A 15,868-nucleotide genomic window follows, 5' to 3' on the forward strand; every position below is an offset into this window, starting at 1 on the left:
GAGCGCAGGCACGCGCCTCCGGCGGGATACAGCCCAAACGGTCAGGTAGGTTGCCTGCGTGGATCCCTGCCTGCGCTTGGCCCTGCTTGAGGCCGACTATCTCACGACGCGGTCGCCGAGATCCGCGAACGTCCGGTCGAGGAGCTCAAAGCCCGGTATGCCGAGGTGCTCGCGTTGGAAGTCTTGGCGGACGCAGATCAGGCGTCCTGGACCGACGAGGCGGATCTGTGGGACGCGCTGCCGGACGGCGCCGACGGCACGATCCGGTCGCTGACCGGCATCGAGGGCTTTCCTGGCCTGCGCACCCTGAACCTGTGCGAATCCGAGGTCAGTGATCTCGGACCGCTCACCGCGCTGCCTGCGCTGGAGCTGCTGTGGGTCGGTGTGCCGCCGGACGCGGACCTGACCCCGCTGCTGGCCTGCGATCAGCTCAAGCGGGTGCACATCGGCTGTGCGGCCGTGCTGCACCCAGCGGGCCACGAGGTGCTCGCGGCGCTGGCCGCGCGCGGAGTCCAGGTGGACAACTTCCTGCCAGACCCGGTCAAGGCGGCGGCACCATTCAGTGATCCGATCCTGAAACTGGCAGTGCTCGATAGATTGAAGGGCTCGGTCGAGCTGCCGCCGACGTACTTCTTCGACGAATTCGAGTTCGACGAAGGCAACCTGGCCCGGCTGATGACGGTCGTGATACCCCAGGCGGCGCTCGACACCGTCGAATCCCTCAGCTGGCTCGGGGGTGGGCACCTCACGGCGCACATGGTGTGGCAGCAGTGGGACGGCGAGTCCGACGAGTTCCGCATCCGATCGCTGGCAGGCGTAGAGGCGCTGCGCAACCTGCGCGAGCTGAAAATCACCCCGCTCGCCGTACTGCCCGAGCACCAGATCGCGCAGCTGCGAGCGCGTGGCGTCACGGTCAGCGAGGCGGACTGAAGCAGCGAGGCGGGCAGCGCCGGGCGTTGCCCTAAAGGCGTACGGTGTCACCGTGATCGACAAAGCGGTGGCGGGCGCGAACGCACTGACGCGTCGGTGGGTGGACACGCTCGGCTCCGAAGCCTCGGCTGCGGTGTCCGGGGCCGGGGTGTGGCCACTGCTTGCCTATCTGGCCCCGGCCGCCGACGGTCCGGGCCGCGACGAGTTGACGGCGGCGACGGGGGTGTCAACCGACGACGCTGCGTCCACAGCGGCGGCACTGGTCGGGCTGCTGCGATCGACGCCCGGCCTGCGGGCCGCGCCCGCCCGGCTCTGGATTTGAAAGCCCGCTGGCGAGACAGCCGGCCGGCCGGCGCCGTCGGGGTGCTCTACGACCAGGCATGAGTGACCTCCCGTTGGGCGTCGGCGCGGCAGCACAAGACCTGACCGCGTCGTTCACCGCGGAAGGGTTCGAGGCGGTCGTGGCGACCGCGATAGGGATCCAGTACACCGGCGCGCCACCGTCGAAGCGCTCACTGCAGGTGCGGCTGCTGCTGGACCGGCCATTCGCGTTCGTGGCCAGGCACCGCCACTCCGGACTTGCGCTCATCGCCGGCTGGGTCGCGCAACCAGGGGCAGCGTCCGCTTAGTACTGCAACGGCAGTTGGTCAGGGGTAGCCGCGTCGTCGGTAGTGGCAGGTTCGGGCTTGGTGTTGGCGTCGTCGGCGCCATCGGGTGTCGGCACCTAGGGCGTGAGCACGACACGACCGCCCGTACGCGCCCACACCGGGATCCTGCCCGCCCTCGCCAATGCGGCCGATGACCTGCGCGCTCTGGGCGATCTGGGCTACGAAGGCGAGTCCGACACGATCACCGTGGCGTTCAAGAGATCCAGGGGCGGTCGGCTCACCCTCGCGCAGCAGCAGTTGAACAAGGCCCACAACAGCGTCCGGGCGATCCATGGTGGATCGGAAAGATCGTCGCCGCAGCGCTCGTCATCCTCCATATCGACCACGCCCCCACCACCTGACCATGCCCAGTAGTCAACCGTTTACGCGGAATGGCTCAGTTCCGGCATGCAGGAGGCTCGCACCCGAGCCACAAGAAGTCGATCATGACCTAACGTGGTCAGGGGCGGGGACATTCGTTGGCCACCAGCGGCGACTTTTACGGTTCTGTCATGAATTCCATGAACGGATCAGTACGTATCCGCCTTCGCTGCTACATCAGACGGTCATTTGGACAGCTCAGCGGATCGCACCGCAGCGCAGGGCCGTGGACCTACGGGGCCCTTTCACGGAAACTGTGACCGAACTTTTACTTGGCCCTTGACATTGGATCGGATCTAGGGCAATGGCTCGGTGATTTGTCTGTGCGGGCTGACTACTGCTTGTAACGTATTGACGACCCTCAAGTCTGGGCACTACCGTCAGAATCCCGAAACCCCGGCGACGGCGCACGCAGCGAAGGGACGACGTATGACACAACTAGACACGAACGTGATGGTCAAGTTCATCGGCCCGTATTCGTCTTGGATTCAGTTCCAGGAGAAAACCAACTGGTGCTGGAACGCGACGACGGTAAGCGTTGCAAACTACTACGCCGCCGCACACCGTCTTACCCAGTGTCAGCTGGCCACCCCGGTGATGGATCGGATCTTTGCTGCATGGCACGCACAACACCCTGATCAGCCGACGTACAACTGTTGCGCGCCTGGTGGCGGCCCCTGGGAGTGCAACAACGGCCACTGGCCGGACGAGGCGGCGCTGCAAGTGGCCGGGCACGATGTTCCAGTTCCCGCAGGTGAAGACCCTAACAAGTTCTCCCGTGACACCAACAGTATTACCGGGGGTGAGCTCAGAAGGTTCAGGGCGTTAACGAAGGAGGAGGTTAAGGCGGAGATAGACGCCGGACGCCCGATCGTCATGAACATAGGCTGGCGCGGTGGGCTCAGCGGCCACATCGTCAACATCTGGGGGTATAGCTACCGCGCAGACAACAACGAACTGGTACACGTATTCGTGCATGACCCCTGGGAGGACACGGGAGGGCTGCATGATGGCTTGGAAGACACTCCCATTCTCTGGATCGAATGGGATACGCTTTTCGGAGGGTATCCAGGCGGCTTAAACGGCACATGGAACCGGACTTACAAAACTCGGAGAAACTAGCCTAAGAGAGGTTCGCAATGCCGTTGAATATGCCTGAGCCGCCGGGTCGGATCCGGGAGGAAACACGCTCCAAGCTCGGCCATGTCGCTAGGGCTGGCGGGGGTGGCCCGAAGCTGCTGGGTGAGGTCGCCCCAGAGGACGTGGAGGTGTCCACCCCGCACCAGGTGTTCGTCCTGGGACCCGACGATATCGAGGCCGATGGTGGTCTGGAGCGGGCGCAGCCGGTAGGCTGGCGCTTCCTGCTGGAGTCCGGCGGCAACGTGATCGCCGGCGCCGAAGTCTCTGAGACGCCGGAACGTACCTTCCCGCCAAGTTTCTACAGAAGCTCATCCGTGGGAGCCACCGCCACCGCGATCAAAGCGGCGCGGGCCCTGCCACAGCTCGAAGCAGCCGGGTTCGACCTACGACTCCTGCGGATCCCGGAGCTCTACCAGATGGCCCTGTGGCTGCACTCACCCCACACCGACCTGCTCATACCGCTAGCGCCCTCCCCAATCGGAAATGAGGGCAAGATCACACCACCATCCGTGTTCTTCCGGGAACTCATCGCTGCGGCCCGCGAATACAGAGCCCGCCGAGTCCCCAGTCCGGGAGACGGCCCACGAACGCCACAGCCGCCGGCAGATAGAAATAGAAACCCGGGATTACCAGGTCACTAACGCCAGTCATCATCGAGTCCAAGGCATGGCCCGACGTGTTTCTGTACATTGACGGCACCGGAGTCACATACACCGGTCCCGGCGGCGGGGTGGTCAACTGAACTTCGGCGCCGCCGACAGGGAGAAGTTCAAGGTGTCCATCGGGGGTTGGGGGCGGCGGCTGCGCTGCGACCGGCTTGGGTATTGGCCAGAGGTGGTCGGTCTGGGTGCGGGTGATGTGTCCAGGACAGTCAGGCCGTGGTTGCGGGCCGAGGTGAGGTCGGGGTTTGATCAGGCGCCATCGGTGCAGGGTTGGTCGGTCTGTACAGGGTGGGCTGCGCGGCGAGGTCCCGTTCGTGTCTTGCTCGGATTGGGCCTTTTCCGCGCAGCCTCCCTCCGAACCCGGCGGGCGCCTTTCGACGTTATTCCGAAATCGGAATAGCGTCGACCGGTTACCCAGCGTCACTCGCCGTTACGCGGAATGGCTCACTGACAGTCCGGGCTGTCACCGCGCTGCGAGACATCGCTTAGGCCTGGCGCCACCACGGGATAATCATCGCCATGCTCCGCAAATTCACCGACGCTGACCAGCTCACCTTGTAGGCGACGGCCTCGCCGTCGGCTGCCTCGACCTTGGTGTCACCGCCATTACCACAAACACTCAGGCGCTAGACCAGAGCTTCCGGCACGCTTGGCGCAACTTTCCTCTAGCGGCCAAGGCCTTCCCACACGTCAAGGCCAGCCTCGCCCGCTGCGATGTCCAAAGAATCCTTCGAGACAGCCCGCGGCGTAAGTGGGCGAGGGTCGAATGGCACCAGAGTACGGTCTGGTGGGAACCGCACCTCCGTGCCTCATACGACGACATTGACGAGTTAGCCGAGTCGATCGCCGATCTGGACGGCATCCCGAGGGATCAGTGGCTTCAGCTTGCGCGCCCCTTCGTCGACAAGCTGGCCGACGAGTGCGTCCGTCGAGGAGGTTGACGGCCGACCGCCGTGCCTGAAAGCCGGCTTCCAGGGGGAGGCCGGCTTCGCTCATCCGGGCTACTCGCAGCGGTCTTCGGTGACCCGGTGCCTGAGGCTTGCAGCAGTCCGGATGATATTGGGCAGGGTGGTCGTCCGCGATGACCTGCGCGTTGCCCCGTGGCGCTTGTACTTCTTGAAGCCGACCTTGGCTGAGCTGGGGTTCGATGCGGTGCTGGAACGAGGGCAGCCACCGTCGATCATGGGCGGTTGTGTGGACTGACCATGATGCAGCGGTGGCTGCCGGATACAGGGTAGACGCCCAGCGGTGGCGGGTGTTGTTCGACGACCTGATGCTGACGGTCGGGCAACGTTTTCGCAGGCCGGAGCCGCGCCGTCGGGTGCGTGACTTTGTTCGGGGCTTGTTGGCGCCGTTGCCGCGGAAGAACTGCTGGACGATCGCGGAGCATGCCGGTGACACGGGTCCGGACGGGATGCAGGACCTACTGACCCGGGTGAAGTTGGACGACGCCGAGGTCCGGGCCGATGTCCGCGAGTTCATCGGCCACCACCTCGGCGAGGTAGCGGCGGTGCTGATCATCGACGAGACGGGCGATCTGAAGAAGGGCCGGCACACCGTCGGCGTGCAGCGGCAGTATTCGGGCACCGCCGGGAAGATCGAGAACTGCCAGCTCGCCGTGCATCTGGTCTACGCCACGACAGCCGGTCACGCGATGCTCGACGCGGCCCTCTACCTACCGAAATCCTGGTGCGACGACCCCGAGCGCCGCGCTGAGGCCGGCATCCCTGAGCAGGTGCGGTTCGCGACCAAGCCGCAGCTGGCGTCTCGGATGATCGCCGCAGCGGTCACCGCCGGGCTGCCGTGTCGATGGGCGGCCGGCGACGAGGCCTACGGCAATGATCCGCGCCTGGCAGCCCGGCTACGTCAGCTGCGACTGGGCTACGTCCTGGCCGTGTCCTGCTCTCATCAGGTGATCACCGGCCTCGGCGTCTACCGGGTCGACGCCCTCGCCGCCGGTCTTCCTGCCACCGCCTGGCAGCGGATGTCCGCGGGTCGAGGCGCGAAGGGCCACCGCTACTACGACTGGTCCCTCACCGCCCTGCCGCACGCCGCCGACGCCCACGGCGGGCACCACTGGCTGCTGATCCGCCGCAACCGCCGCACTGGTGAGCTGGCCTTCTACCGCTGCTGGGCACCCGGGACCGTCCCGCTACGCACCCTCGTCCTGGTGGCCGGACGCCGCTGGAAGATCGAAGAGTCGTTCCAAGCCGCGAAGACCGGACTCGGCCTGGACCAGCACCAACACCGCCGCTGGACGTCCTGGCACCGCTGGACCACCCTGACGATCCTCACCCAGCCTTCCTCGCCGCCGCAACCACACACCGCAGCCGCCCCGACCCGCCCGGACTGATCCCGCTGACCGTCAACGAACTACGCCACCTGTTCAACGTCCTGATCATCGAACCCGCCCGCGGCCGCTGCGACCCGCTGCTCTGGTCCGTACGCCGACGCCGTCACCAAGCACGAGCCATGACCAGCCACTACGCCCGGCAAGCCCTCACCGAGCCGTGATCACAATCCCCGGCTGGAGTACTAGCCAAAGAGAACCGCGCCCGCCGCGACTGACCACCCGCGAGGGGTCAATTTTCCCGGACTCCCACGGGGTCAAAGTTGCCGGAGCGTTGACAGGCTGCTCCGTGGCGCAGGTCGTGGAGGCGAACCGGCGGAAGATCGACGCGTCTCACCAGCCGCTGAACCTCTATCCCTCAAGCTCTGGCCTCCAGGGTACGAGGGGAAGGGCAGCCACCCTCTTATCGGAGTTTTGGCCGTGGCGTTCGTGCGCGCACCTCGGCCCTGATCCGCGTCAACCCGGTCCAGAATCTCGACGGGCATCGATAGTTTCTCTAGCATGGCTATTCCGCGACGAAAGCTGTGACCCCACGGCCATCAGGAGACTGTCATGTTCAGGCGTACCCTCGCGACGCTCGCTGCGGCCCTTCTCGGCCTGTCTGCTCTGACGGCTCCCGCCGAGGCGGCCCCGGCAGCGGAGCCTGCCGCCCTCGCTGTCGGGTCCACACTGTCCGCACCTACCGGTTGCACCACCTCGATCGAATGGGTCGTCGAGGGAAACAGCTACTACCAGGGCCGCGGCAAGGTGACCTGCTCGACCGGGCGCTACAAGGTAAAGATCCAGTGCCGCAACGCTCAGACTGGCGTGGGCTACGTCGTCTACGGCACCGAGGTCGTCAACGCCCCGAGCACCGCCACCACCACGTGCTACAGCGGGAACGTCGCGGAGCAGGTGTACGCCGTGCAGGATCCGCCGGGCACCGGTGTCACCGGCTGCGCACCGTGGATGGAGTGGGTCCACGAGGGCAGTAGCCACTACTACGGTCGGGGCAGGGTCCAGTGTGACACCGGTAGCTACCGGGTGAAGATCCAGTGCCGCAACGCTCAGACTGGCGTGGGCTACGTCGTCTACGGCACCGAGGTCGTCAACGCCCCGAGCACCGCCACCACCACGTGCTACAGCGGGAACGTCGCGGAGCAGGTGTACGCCGTGCAGGATCCGCCGGGCACCGGTGTCACCGGCTGCGCACCATGGATGGAGTGGGTCCACGAGGGCATTAAGCGCTACTACGGTCGGGGCAGCGTCCAGTGTGACACCGGTAGCTACCGGGTGCAGATCCAGTGCCGCAACCTCCAGACCGGCGTAACTTACGTCGTCTACGGTGCCCACACGGTTTCCGCCCCGAACACCGCCACCACCACCTGCTACAGCGGGAACGTCGCCGAGGTCGTGGTGGCCGCGCCTTAAGCACCCGGTGCCGGTAAGGATGTCCGAGAAGCGCTGGCAGGATCTCCGGGTACGAGCTGACGACCCAGTTTCGCCCGCACGCAGACCGAGTCCTCGCCGAGATCGATCGGCGGCGTCAGCGATAAGCGGTCGCGCACCACGAGACGGTTAACTTCATCTTTAACCTGTGCGTCGTAGCCTCGGGCTATTCGAGGTCTTCGTTTTCTTGGTGTTGCTGTTCGGCTTGTTCCTGGTAGCGGCTGTGACGATGTGGACGTCGTGGCGTGGTGCTCGGTGGCGGTTGGGGTGTCCGGGCGGTCGTCCAGGGCCGGGTCGGCTCGGTTTCGGTGCGGCGGCGGGGCAGCCGGCGTTGGCGCGTAGGTGCCGAAACGCGCGGCGGACGCGGGCAGGTGAGAGCCGTTCGGGTGGTGCGGGGCGTTCCCATGGCCGGCGGAGCTCGCCGGCGGCGGTGCGGGCAAGGCGCAGCTGGGTGTAGGCGGCCAGCACCAGCCAGGTCCAGCGGTCGGCGGCATGCGGGTATCGCAGCTTCGGGCTGGTCCAGCCGAGGGTCTGTTTGAGCATGCGGAAGGTGTGCTCGATGTCGAAGCGGCGCAGGAACACCTGCCAGAGCAGGTCAACCTCGGCGTCAGTGGCGGTCGCCTGCGACCACCACAGCCAGACCGGTTTCGCGATAGCCCCTGATGGCAGCCGGTCGACCTGCAGCAGGATCACGGTGCCCTCGATGATCGGCAGCGGGCCGTGCTGGGCGGTCCAGGCGGTGCGGTGGGTGAGCCTGGGGTGCAGCCGGTGCCAGGCCCGCGCGGTCGCGGCGCCGTAGAGGCGGGTGTCGGTGGTCGTGGCAACATCCGGCTCGCCCCAGCTGCCCGGGTCATCGAAGATGAACTCGCCGCCATGCCGTCGTGGGCGGCCGGTGGTGCCGGGCAGCCGGGGTGGCGCGGGCCGGCGCAACACCCGGCTCCCGTGGCTATTCGTGGAGCTATCGAACTGCTGCCGGCCACGTCGCAGGCTTCAAGCGGCAACGTGGCGAGATCATGAAGCTCCCCAGCGGATCACTCCGCTGAGAAGCGCAGCCCGCGTACCCGCGCCATCTTGAACCAACTACTCGACCGGTGGCTTGAGGTGACGGACATCGAGCCGGTTACCCGCATGGGATACGTGAGCAGGCTGAACAAGCACGCACGGACAGCGCTCGGCAAGCTGCCGGTCAATCGCCTCGATCTTGAGACGTTGGAGTCGTTCTACGCGAGTCTGCGCCGCTACCGCGACCAGTGCGGCGGTCTCGGTAGGAACCGCTCACCGCGCCGTGGCGCTGCTGACCGCAGAGGGCGGACCGCTCGCCCAACTGATGGCGGCGGGCTACTCCTTCACCGGCAAGTCATGAAACCACCGCCGGGACGATGTGGGCACCAGCAACAGGCCGACGATGAATGACGCAACAACGATCTGCAGCAGCCCTAACGCATCGACCCCAGCGAACGGCACGACGGCATACGCAACGCCGGCGGTCGAGAAGATGGTCGTCCAGAACCGAGCCCGCCCGCTACCACGCCACACGCCGTAAGCCAATGCCAGAACAAGAAGCCCCACTATCAACCCAATGGCCCTGGATGGACCACTCGACGACATCGCCCCCACCAGGATCGCGGTTGCCACGAGCAAGATCACCAAGGCGACAGCGACGACTTGCATGGGGACCCGTCGCTGATTCTGCTTGATCATCGGCTCATGGTAGGCGTCATTCACCCCGTCCACTAGCGTCACCAGCATGGCCGGCCGGACCGGCGCAGGCCCCCATCACAACCGCCCTCATCCTTGTGTTCCCGCGCCTACTGTCTGCGGGTGGCTTCCCGATTCGGGGCACCTCGATCAGGCCTGGTGCCCGAATTCGTCGAACCTCCCGTAGTTCACCTGATGCAAGCCGTCACGGACATCGGGGCTAGCTCCGGGTCCGCCCCGATAGCTTGTCGGCGCGGTACACCTCCACGATGGGCAGGCTTCGTATTTGTTACGACCACTTGGGGAGCTGCCGTGACGTACCGAAGTCTTGCCGCTGGCCTCGCCGTGATCCTGACCGGGGCGCTCGTCGCCGCCGCGTCGCCGGCTGCCTCAGGGGCGGACCATCGAAGAACGACATTGGCGTGGGGGCAATGTGCCGACGACGTTCCGGGAGTCCCGGTGGATCCTGAGTTGGTGCAATGCGCGGCGCTGAGGCTGCCCGTGAATTGGTCCAGGCCGCGTGGCGCCACGTTCGACCTGGTGGTGGCGCGTCGTCCAGCCCTCGACCAGGCGAACCGGGTGGGTTCGCTGGTGTTCGGGCCAGGAGGGCCGGGCGATTCCGGCGTGGAACGGGTCCGGCGGGGAGACCGGTTCAGTGAAGAACTTCTCGACAAGTTCGACATCGTCAGTTTCGACCCGCGGGGGGTTGGTCGAAGTGCCGCGCCGCATTGTTCCCCGAGCCCAACCGTGCCCAAGCCACCGCTGCTGCTGGGCAGCCAGGCCGACTTCGACGCCACGGTCGCCTACAACCAGGCGCTGTGGGTGAACTGTCGCCCGACGAGCCCGGTCTTCGACCACGCCGACACGCTGAGCACCGTCTACGACCTCGACGCGCTCAGGCGGGCACTCGGCGAGTCACGGCTGACCTTCCATGGCAGCTCATACGGCACGCTGCTCGGCGCGCAGTACGCGGAGCGGTTTCCGCACCGCGTCCGGGCAGTCGTCCTGGAAGGCGTGTTCGACCACAGCCTCGACGTGCCGTCTTTCGTCCGGTCGCAGGCGGCGACGTTGCAGGACTCGTTCGACGAGTTCGTGGCGTGGTGTGACCGCTCGACCGACTGCGTCTTGCACGGAACCGATGTGCGGGCGATCTGGGCCGGCGTGCTCGCCCGCGCCGACGGGGGTGAGTACGCGCCGAGCACCGCGTTCGACATCGCCGCGCTCCCGCTCGGCATGCTCAACGTGCCGAAATGGACGGACTTCGCGCAGGTGATCAAGGGTCTGAACGACGGTGTCGCACCGGCGCCGAGAAGTCTTCCGGTGGCCACCGCCGTCTTCTGCGCGGATTGGCCCGTGCCCGTGCGTGACTACGACGAGTACGCCGCACTCGTGCGCCTGGCTGCGGTCGCCGCGCCGGACGTGCGGTACGGCGCCGGGCTGATTGCCGTACAAACATGTCTCGGCTGGCCGATGCCGGTGCGCAACCCCCCGCACGAGCTCCGCGTGACTGGCAACGCACGGCTGCTGCTGCTCAACGCGTTGCACGATCCGCGCACCGGATACGAGTGGGCCGCGAACGTCGCGGAACAGCTCGGGGAGCGCGGCCGGCTGCTCACCTACGAGGGTTGGGGGCACGGTTCGTACCAGCGAACCGCGTGCACCATCGGCGCGGTCGACAGGTATCTGGTCGATCTCGTCCTCCCCGAGGCTGGCGCCCGCTGCCCCGCCGCATAGGAAGCAGTCGTGGCGGCCGAGGTCCACTCGGCCGCCACGACCCTCAGCGATCTGGTGCCCCGAGTGTGACGGTGAGGTCTTCTTCGGCCGCCAGCACGACACCCTCGAACTCCAGCTGCGCGGCAGCCACTGCGACTGTCCGGTCGTTGCCTGGCCAGAAGTGGGTGAGCATCAGTCGCGCGGGCGCCCGCGCGGCGAGCCCAGTGACCGGCCTCGGTGGAGGTCATCAGATTGCGGGTGGGCCGGTCGGTCTCGCCCTCGCGGTCGGTGGCTTCGACGATGAACAGGCCGGCGTCGCGGCCGAGTTCGGCCAGCGCGGGGGTCGGGCCGGTGTCTCCGGAGTAGGCCAGGGCTATCCCGTCGGCCTGTATGCGGATGCCGGCGTTGGGCACGTAGTGCGGGAGTGACAGTCCGGTCAGGTCGAACGGCCCCACCCGGTAGTTGCCGGGCAGCGGATGCATATCGAAGACCGCGTGCAGGTCGACGTCCGGCTCCAGGCCGCTGAGCCGGTCGAGCACACCTGGCGGGCAGTACAACGGCAGCCGTGGCCCACCGAAGTCGCCGTAGAACCGCATCCGGAACAGTCCGTGCAGGTCGACGCAGTGATCGGGGTGCTCATGGGTGATGACGACAGCGTCCACTGCACCATCCGGCCAGTGCCTGAGCAGTCGCGGCAGCGTGGCGTAGCCAAGGTCGAGCACCAAGCGGTAGCCGTCCCAGTCCACGGCGAAGCCGCTACAGGCACGGCCAGGCTCGGGAAAGGCACCAGAACTGCCGAGCACGGTGACCTGCCGCATCCGTACAGGGTGCCAGAACTCCGGCTACGATCCCGCCTGGCCTTCGAGCGTGGAGTGGATGACAGGGGCCGAACACCGCGCTCTCGCAGGCATTCTCCCGGCGAGATGAGGTGCGGCGCCCAGGTCCAGCTCGCCCACGGTCTCTCCGCCGCTGCGCTCCCCGTTCACCCGGAACCCGAGCCGCAGGTAGAACCCCTCCGGCCCGTCGTCGCCCGGCTCCCAGGTGGTGTAGATCCGGGTCTCCCCACGCCGCCGCGCCTCCTCGGCCACGGACAGGACGGCGAAGCGCCCGTACCCGCGCCCCTGCCGCTCGGCGGCGATATTCAGCCGCCACAGCCCGGACCGCAGGTCGGTCGGGGTGTCCTCCCGCCACGGGATGTGGAAGAAGCCCATCAGGAAGCCGACCAGTTCGTCGCCGTCGTGGACGAGACGGGGCCAGGCGACCTCGCCCCACGCGTACGCCTCGGCCAGCGACCGGGCGACCGGCTCGACGAGGTGCCCCTGGTCCGGTCGTACCGAGAGCTCGCACGCGGCCTCGACGTTGCGCGGGGTGACTTTTTCCAGGCGTAGGGACGACATGGCGGCACCCTACCGACCGCCCCACGCCGTCTCGACGCATTAATCGGGGTCGACGTGGACGCCCGCTCATGATCGATGACCGAAAGGGTCGTGGGACATAGGTCGCCGGGCGCGCTGCGCGCCACTCCCCCACGTCCCCGCCCCTCGGCCGCACCGCCGGCCCACGTTCCCGGCCTGCTGCGCAATGCACCTGGTGAAGGGCTGCCTCAGCACGGACGCCCCGCACACCCACCGGGCTTCCCGCCGCGAGGACGGAGACGGCCGTTCGAGCCGACTGGCCGCCGGGCCCGAGTGTGACGCTACGGTGGCCGGGTGACGACGCAGCCGCCGGCCGACCTGATCGAGGCGATGGAACAGTTCCTGGCCCGGATCACACCCTACGACGATCCCGCCGCCGAGCCCGTCGTGGCGGTCGACGTGCGGGTGGGGCGGCTGCACGCCTCCTTCCGGTTGACCGACCGGGCCGCCCGGGCGCTGACCGAGGCGCTGGGCCGGTGGACCGACCCGGAAGACGCCGGCGGGTGCGGCGGCTGCGGCGGGCCGGTGGGCCGGGACCTGGTGTGCCGTGTGTGCGGCCGGCTGGACGGCATCTTCGGCGCGACGGTGGCGCACCACGCGGCGCAGGTCGCCGACCGCCCCGACTGACCGGACACGAAACCGCCCCGCCCGAAACCCGGGTGACGGCGCAAACCGCAACGAACACAATCGACGGATGCCCGAGCATCGCCCCGCCGAACCGGACATCCTGCGCTACTACACGGACGTGTTCGCCGAGGCGGACCGGCTGCACCGCACCCCACAGGGTCGGCTGGAGTTCGCGCGTACCAAGGAACTGCTGGCCCGGGTGCTGCCGGACGCGCCGGCGACGGTGCTCGACATCGGCGTCGCCGAGTTCACCGCCGCCGGCCTGCCGGCACCCCGGCTGTACGGGATCGAGGGACCGCTGTGGCCGCTGCTGGACGCGCTCGGCGTCCAGCCCACCGAGCGGCTGTTCACCGATGCGCTCGACTGCGCCCGGGTGGTCGAGTCGGACCCGTCCGTGCTCGGTTCGAGCGGGCATCTGCTGGCGGTCGCCGTAGCGTGACGCGCCGGGTTCAACGGCCGCCGGTGGACTCCGGAGGGTCGACGCGGCTGCGGGCGCGCAGGCGGCGAAGCATCCGGGCGTCGCCGAAACCGACCGCGTGGGCCGCGGCCTCGACGGTGGTGCCGTGGCCGATCAGGTGCTCGGCGCGTTCCACCCGCAGCAGCTGCTGGTAGCCGAGCGGGGTCAGCCCGGTGGCCTGTCGGAACAGTCGGGTCAGGGTGCGCCCGGCGACGCCCCCGGCGGCGGCCAGGTCGGCCAGCGGCAGCCGGTCCGGGTACCAGGCGTCGATCAGGTCCTGCGCCCGGTGCACGGCGTCGGACAGGTGCGCCCGGTGCCGCATCATGGCGCTGGCCTGCTGCTCGTCGCCGTTGCGCCGGGCGTACACCTCCAGGGAGCGGGCGATCCGGGCGGCGACGGACGGGCCGTGCCGGGTGGCCACCAGGTGCAGCGCCACGTCGATGCCGCTGGCGATGCCGGCGGAGGTGACCACCCGGTCGTCCACCACGTAGAGCACGTCGCGGACCACCCGGGCCGCCGGGAAGCGGCGGGCCAGGTCGTCCTGCACGTCGTGGTGGGTGGTGCAGCGCCGGCCGTCGAGCAGGCCGGCCCGGCCGAGGGCGTACGCGCCGGCGCAGACGCTGGCGACGGTGCCACCGGCCGCGTGGTGGCCGGCCAGCCAACGCAGCCCCGCCGGGTCGACCGGCCCCTGCGGGCCGTGGGCACGGGTCCGCCACCCGGGTACGACCAGCAGGTCGTCCCGGTCCAGCTCCGGCCATCCGACCTCGGCCCGCAGCGGTACGCCCTGCACGGTCGGCACCTCGGGCCGCTGCGCGACGTAGTGCAGCCGGTAGTCGTACCCGAGGTCGGCTGCGGTGGAGAAGACCTGGGCCGGGCCGGCCAGGTCCAGCAGGTGCAGCTGCGGCACCAGCAGGAAGACGACCCGGGCCACCGGCGTCAGCCCCTGGCGTCGACCGGGACGGTCCCGGTCGGCCGCCCCGCCTCGTCGGCCGTCAGCTCGGCGACGGTGCGGATCGTGGCGAACCGGCCGGCCAGGGCGTACTCGGTCCGGGCGGTCATCTCCTCGGCCGGGAGGGTGCGCGGGTCGGCGAGGATCTCCGCCAGGGTGGCATCCGCCGGCAGGTCCCGGTGCGGGGTGGGGAAGGTGACCGTCGCATCGGTCACGAAGGTCATCCGGTAGCCGAGGTCGAAGCCGAGCCGGGTGGTCGTCTCGACGCACTGCTCGGTGCGGATCCCGCAGACGGTCAGGTCGGTGACCCCGGCGACGGTGAGCAACCGCTGGAGGTTGGTGGTGGTGAAGGCGTTGTGCGCGGTCTTGACCAGCGTCGGCTCCCCCGCCGCCGGGCTGAGGCCGTCGATCAGCCGGACGTGGCCGCGCTCCGGGTCGAAGACGGTGCCGGTGCCGGGCTCGGCGTGCAGGACCCAGACGACCATGTCACCCCGGGCCCGGGCGGCGTCGACCAGCCGGGCGACCCGGCCGACGATGTCGGGCCGGGACGCGTGCGCCCAGATCGGGCGCTGCCGGAAGGACTCCTGGACGTCGACGATGAGCAGTGCGGATCTCGTCATGCGGGGAATCCTCGCCGGGCGGCCGGCGCGGCGGCAGACACCATCGCGCCCGGCTGCGGAACGATCCGGCCAGCCAGCCAGCCGGCCGTTCTCAGGCGGCGGGGGTACGCCGGCCGGGCCGGTCCAGCGCGGCGGCCTCCTCCAGGGTCGGCGCGGTGCCGCCGAGGTGCGCCGGCTGCCACCAGGCGTCGTCGGGGCCGGAGGGCTTGTCCGGGTACTCGCGCTGGGCCCGGTCGACCAGGGCGCTCAGCCGGATCTTCAGCTCGGCGCTCATCGCGTTCACGTCGGGATACGCGGCCGGGTCGATCGGCTCGCCGACCAGGATGGTGATCGGGGTGTGCCGGCGGGTGAGGGTGCGCGGCCGACCCTTCGTCCAGAGGCGCTGGGTGCCCCAGAGCGCGACCGGCAGCAGCGGCACGCCGGCCTCCTGCGCCATCCGGGCCGCCCCGTTCTTGAGGTCCTTCACCGTGAACGACCGGCTGATCGTGGCCTCCGGGAAGAGGCCCACGATCTCGCCGCGGCGCAGCGCGTCCACCGCCGCGTTGTAGGAGGCGGAGCCGGCCCGCCGGTTCACCGGGATGTGCTTCATGCCGCGCATCAGCGGGCCGGAGATCTTGTGCGCGAACACCTCGTGCTTGGCCATGAACCGGACCAGCCGACGGGACTCGTGCGCCCCGAACCCGCAGAAGATGAAGTCGAGGTAGCTCACGTGGTTGCTGGCCATGACCGCGCCGCCGGTGCGCGGCACGTGCTGCTTGCCCTCCACGGTCAGGCGCAGGTCGAGGACCCGGAACATCGTCTTGGCGGCGGTGATCACGGGCGGGTACACGAGTTCCGGCATCCGGCGACTT

General features: G+C 68.5%; 15 protein-coding genes and 2 pseudogenes. 10 read left to right on the forward strand and 7 right to left on the reverse strand.

The features are described 5' to 3' along the window. Positions 1-165 precede the first annotated feature (165 nt). The 7 genes and pseudogenes from OG617_RS07650 (at position 166) to OG617_RS07680 (ending at position 7,520) form a co-directional block, all read left to right on the forward strand. Positions 166-930, forward strand: coding sequence for a leucine-rich repeat domain-containing protein (locus OG617_RS07650; RefSeq protein ID WP_405099945.1), 765 nt, complete (start codon positions 166-168; stop codon positions 928-930). 52 nt (positions 931-982) lie between these two features. Further along, on the forward strand, positions 983-1,252 hold the full coding sequence (locus tag OG617_RS07655; protein ID WP_405099947.1) for a hypothetical protein: 270 nt from the start codon (positions 983-985) through the stop codon (positions 1,250-1,252). A gap of 58 nt (positions 1,253-1,310) precedes the next feature. Further along, on the forward strand, positions 1,311-1,559 hold the full coding sequence (locus OG617_RS07660; RefSeq protein ID WP_405099949.1) for a hypothetical protein: 249 nt from the start codon (positions 1,311-1,313) through the stop codon (positions 1,557-1,559). 852 nt (positions 1,560-2,411) lie between these two features. Beyond that, a complete protein-coding gene (locus OG617_RS07665; RefSeq protein WP_405099951.1) occupies positions 2,412-3,080 on the forward strand; it encodes a hypothetical protein in 669 nt (222 codons plus the stop codon). 146 nt (positions 3,081-3,226) lie between these two features. After that, positions 3,227-3,739: a hypothetical protein gene (locus OG617_RS07670; protein ID WP_405099953.1), complete on the forward strand. Its 513-nt coding sequence runs from the start codon at positions 3,227-3,229 to the stop codon at positions 3,737-3,739. 1,294 nt (positions 3,740-5,033) lie between these two features. Continuing rightward, positions 5,034-6,274: pseudogene (locus OG617_RS07675) on the forward strand (IS701 family transposase). Between the two features lie 388 nt (positions 6,275-6,662). After that, positions 6,663-7,520: a hypothetical protein gene (locus OG617_RS07680; protein ID WP_405099955.1), complete on the forward strand. Its 858-nt coding sequence runs from the start codon at positions 6,663-6,665 to the stop codon at positions 7,518-7,520. Between the two features lie 159 nt (positions 7,521-7,679). Here OG617_RS07680 and OG617_RS07685 read toward each other — a convergent pair. Both OG617_RS07685 and OG617_RS07690 read right to left on the reverse strand, forming a co-directional pair. Continuing rightward, positions 7,680-8,474 (reverse strand): annotated as a pseudogene (locus tag OG617_RS07685) (transposase); the annotation flags it as partial. Between the two features lie 402 nt (positions 8,475-8,876). Next, positions 8,877-9,239, reverse strand: coding sequence for a hypothetical protein (locus tag OG617_RS07690; protein WP_405099957.1), 363 nt, complete (start codon positions 9,237-9,239; stop codon positions 8,877-8,879). A 342-nt stretch (positions 9,240-9,581) separates the two neighbouring features. Here OG617_RS07690 and OG617_RS07695 point away from each other — a divergent pair, with 342 nt between their 5' ends. Continuing rightward, entirely contained in the window at positions 9,582-10,970 is a 1,389-nt protein-coding gene (locus tag OG617_RS07695; protein ID WP_405103535.1) for an alpha/beta fold hydrolase, read from the forward strand. Here OG617_RS07695 and OG617_RS07700 read toward each other — a convergent pair. Then, positions 10,853-11,767, reverse strand: a complete 915-nt coding sequence (locus OG617_RS07700) for an MBL fold metallo-hydrolase (protein WP_405099959.1) — start codon at positions 11,765-11,767, stop codon at positions 10,853-10,855. The genes OG617_RS07695 and OG617_RS07700 overlap by 118 nt on opposite strands. 24 nt (positions 11,768-11,791) lie before the next feature. Then, on the reverse strand, positions 11,792-12,346 hold the full coding sequence (locus tag OG617_RS07705) for a GNAT family N-acetyltransferase (protein WP_405099961.1): 555 nt from the start codon (positions 12,344-12,346) through the stop codon (positions 11,792-11,794). Between the two features lie 312 nt (positions 12,347-12,658). Here OG617_RS07705 and OG617_RS07710 point away from each other — a divergent pair, with 312 nt between their 5' ends. Then, positions 12,659-12,991, forward strand: coding sequence for a hypothetical protein (locus OG617_RS07710; protein ID WP_405099963.1), 333 nt, complete (start codon positions 12,659-12,661; stop codon positions 12,989-12,991). Between the two features lie 67 nt (positions 12,992-13,058). Beyond that, positions 13,059-13,430: a hypothetical protein gene (locus OG617_RS07715; RefSeq protein WP_405099965.1), complete on the forward strand. Its 372-nt coding sequence runs from the start codon at positions 13,059-13,061 to the stop codon at positions 13,428-13,430. A gap of 10 nt (positions 13,431-13,440) precedes the next feature. Here the strand turns inward: OG617_RS07715 and OG617_RS07720 are convergent, their stop codons facing one another. The 3 genes from OG617_RS07720 to OG617_RS07730 all read right to left on the reverse strand — a co-directional run bounded on the left by OG617_RS07720 (position 13,441) and on the right by OG617_RS07730 (position 15,858). Then, on the reverse strand, positions 13,441-14,379 hold the full coding sequence (locus tag OG617_RS07720) for a GlxA family transcriptional regulator (RefSeq protein ID WP_405099967.1): 939 nt from the start codon (positions 14,377-14,379) through the stop codon (positions 13,441-13,443). 5 nt (positions 14,380-14,384) lie between these two features. After that, on the reverse strand, positions 14,385-15,017 hold the full coding sequence (locus tag OG617_RS07725; RefSeq protein ID WP_405099969.1) for an isochorismatase family protein: 633 nt from the start codon (positions 15,015-15,017) through the stop codon (positions 14,385-14,387). A gap of 91 nt (positions 15,018-15,108) precedes the next feature. Beyond that, positions 15,109-15,858 (reverse strand): lysophospholipid acyltransferase family protein, encoded by a 750-nt coding sequence (locus tag OG617_RS07730; RefSeq protein ID WP_405099971.1) that lies wholly within the window; start codon positions 15,856-15,858, stop codon positions 15,109-15,111. Between the last annotated feature and the right edge of the window lie 10 nt (positions 15,859-15,868).

Origin of the sequence: Micromonospora sp. NBC_01412, assembly GCF_045040215.1 — a bacterium.
GTDB classification, from domain to species: domain Bacteria; phylum Actinomycetota; class Actinomycetes; order Mycobacteriales; family Micromonosporaceae; genus Micromonospora; species Micromonospora rubida.

Coding starts and splice junctions, on each gene's coding strand:
- OG617_RS07705 (WP_405099961.1), bottom strand. CDS start 12,346: ATGTCGTCCCTACGCCTGGAAAAAGTCACCCCGCGCAACGTCGAGGCC.
- OG617_RS07715 (WP_405099965.1), top strand. CDS start 13,059: ATGCCCGAGCATCGCCCCGCCGAACCGGACATCCTGCGCTACTACACG.
- OG617_RS07730 (WP_405099971.1), bottom strand. CDS start 15,858: ATGCCGGAACTCGTGTACCCGCCCGTGATCACCGCCGCCAAGACGATG.
- OG617_RS07665 (WP_405099951.1), top strand. CDS start 2,412: ATGGTCAAGTTCATCGGCCCGTATTCGTCTTGGATTCAGTTCCAGGAG.
- OG617_RS07725 (WP_405099969.1), bottom strand. CDS start 15,017: ATGACGAGATCCGCACTGCTCATCGTCGACGTCCAGGAGTCCTTCCGG.
- OG617_RS07690 (WP_405099957.1), bottom strand. CDS start 9,239: ATGATCAAGCAGAATCAGCGACGGGTCCCCATGCAAGTCGTCGCTGTC.
- OG617_RS07660 (WP_405099949.1), top strand. CDS start 1,311: ATGAGTGACCTCCCGTTGGGCGTCGGCGCGGCAGCACAAGACCTGACC.
- OG617_RS07680 (WP_405099955.1), top strand. CDS start 6,663: ATGTTCAGGCGTACCCTCGCGACGCTCGCTGCGGCCCTTCTCGGCCTG.
- OG617_RS07700 (WP_405099959.1), bottom strand. CDS start 11,767: ATGCGGCAGGTCACCGTGCTCGGCAGTTCTGGTGCCTTTCCCGAGCCT.